2 protein-coding genes are annotated in these 1,752 nt (G+C 62.2%); one reads left to right on the top strand and one right to left on the bottom strand.

The genetic code is table 11. The features are described 5' to 3' along the window. Positions 1–63: 63 nt before the first annotated feature. On the bottom strand, positions 64–975 hold the full coding sequence (locus AWC31_RS21265) for an SDR family oxidoreductase (RefSeq protein WP_085145981.1): 912 nt from the start codon (positions 973–975) through the stop codon (positions 64–66). A gap of 106 nt (positions 976–1,081) precedes the next feature. On the opposite strand from AWC31_RS21265, the gene AWC31_RS21270 reads away from it, so the two are divergent. Continuing rightward, positions 1,082–1,663: a TetR/AcrR family transcriptional regulator gene (locus tag AWC31_RS21270; RefSeq protein ID WP_085145982.1), complete on the top strand. Its 582-nt coding sequence runs from the start codon at positions 1,082–1,084 to the stop codon at positions 1,661–1,663. Positions 1,664–1,752: the final 89 nt, after the last annotated feature.

A 1,752-nucleotide genomic window follows, 5' to 3' on the forward strand; every position in this document is an offset into this window, starting at 1 on the left:
ACGATTCCGTCGTCTACCTGCGGCGCCGCCGACGACAGAGCCATCACGATCCGGTCGCCTCTTTTACCCGACACGCGCCTTTAGCTGCGCGTCCTGCTCGAGGTCGGCTAACAGGCCGGGGTGTGTTGGCGTCCAGCCCAACGTGTCGCGGGTGTATTCGCTAGTCGTCGGGTTGTCCATGCCTATGAACGCACTGAGGAACTCGAAGTGCTGTTGGGCCTCTTCCGGGGCAATCGACGCCACTGGGAGGTTCAACTTACGACCGATTGTCTCGGCGATTTTCCGCACCGGGATACCCTTTTCGGCTACGGCGTGTAGACGTGTTCCGGCGGGTGCAGCTTCAAGTGCGAGCCGATACAGCAGCGCGACATCCTTGACATGTACTGAGGGCCATCGATTGTCACCTGAGCCCAGGTACCCTACGGTCCCCGTGGCTTGCGCGAGCGAGACCAGGCCGGAGGCAAAGCCGTAAACACCGCCGCCGTGCACCGTGGGCGGAAGCCGAACTATCGAGGTGCGCACCTTCTTTTCAGCCAGCGCGATCACGGTGTTTTCGGCCTCGATGCGCGGGCCGCGTGGCAGCTCATCTCGCTCGTGGAGGACGCCGGTGAAACCAGCAAGAGCCATCGCACCGGTCGCGCTTGTGACGATGAACGGCTTGTCCGATCCCACCAGGGCGTCACTGATCGCGTGGATGGCCTCAAGGTCTGTGGATACGGCGCTCGCCAAGTTTCCGGAGTTCTGTTCGTAGTTTGGGAAGGCCAGATGGATAACCGCGTCGGCCTCCCGGCTTTGTGCACGCAAGACCTCTCGTTCAGCAAGGTCGCCGCGGCAGGCCTGCGCCCCGAGCGATTCCACCACACCAGCAGAGCGGTTCGAACGAGCCAGGCCGATAACGCTGTGACCGGCTGACACCAACTCTGGCACCACTGCGGAAGCGACGTGTCCCGATGCCCCGGTGACAAAGACGCGCATCTCTACTCTTCTCCGCACCGATGGACCGGTGCATCTCGCAGACGAATTAGTCCCTCCCTATGCTTAGCGTAGTGATTGCATAGAATGCAATCACTACGATGTACTGATGCCTCGCTGGGACCCTGACGCGGTCGGACGGCTGCAATTAGCCGCGCTTGAACTCTTCGGTCAACAAGGATTCGCAGGCACTACGGTGTCCGAGATCGCCCGGCGGGCGGGCCTCACCGAGCGAACCTTTTTCAACCACTTCGACACCAAGAAGGACGTCCTCTTCGGTCCGCGTACACAGCGCCACCGCGAGATCGTCCTCCGCGAAATCCTCGCCAGCGACGACGCATCACGACCGATCGACGTCGTCGTTCACGGGTTGCAGGCCGCCGCCGAAGAGCTATTCGAGGGTCTGCGCGACGCGTCGATCCGCCGGCGCCAGATTATCGACGAGAACCCCGACCTCCTAGAGCGCGATCTGGGCAAACGAACGGCGCTCATCGCCGCGATAGCCGATGCACTGCGAAGTCGTGGTCTAGATGCCGACGCGGCAATTCTCACGGCACGGATCGGCGCGGTGATCGAACAAAGCGCGGAGGAACGGTGGATGCGTTCACCCGAACCACTGTCGCTGCAACAGCATCTGTCAAACGTCTTCGCCTCGCTGGAAGGTATCCTGCAAACGCCCGGGCCGGACTGAGGAGAATGACTCGCAACGGCGGCAGTTGCGAACGGTGGCGAGCGACTGTCTACCCACCGGAGGACTGTATCCTCGGCGAGCGCTGACGA

Source organism: Mycolicibacterium wolinskyi (genome assembly GCF_002101965.1).
Classification (GTDB): domain Bacteria; phylum Actinomycetota; class Actinomycetes; order Mycobacteriales; family Mycobacteriaceae; genus Mycobacterium; species Mycobacterium wolinskyi.

Bases quoted from the DNA above. Each gene is read 5' to 3' on its own strand.
- AWC31_RS21265 (WP_085145981.1), bottom strand. From the start codon at position 975: ATGCGCGTCTTTGTCACCGGGGCATCGGGACACGTCGCTTCCGCAGTG.
- AWC31_RS21270 (WP_085145982.1), top strand. From the start codon at position 1,082: ATGCCTCGCTGGGACCCTGACGCGGTCGGACGGCTGCAATTAGCCGCG.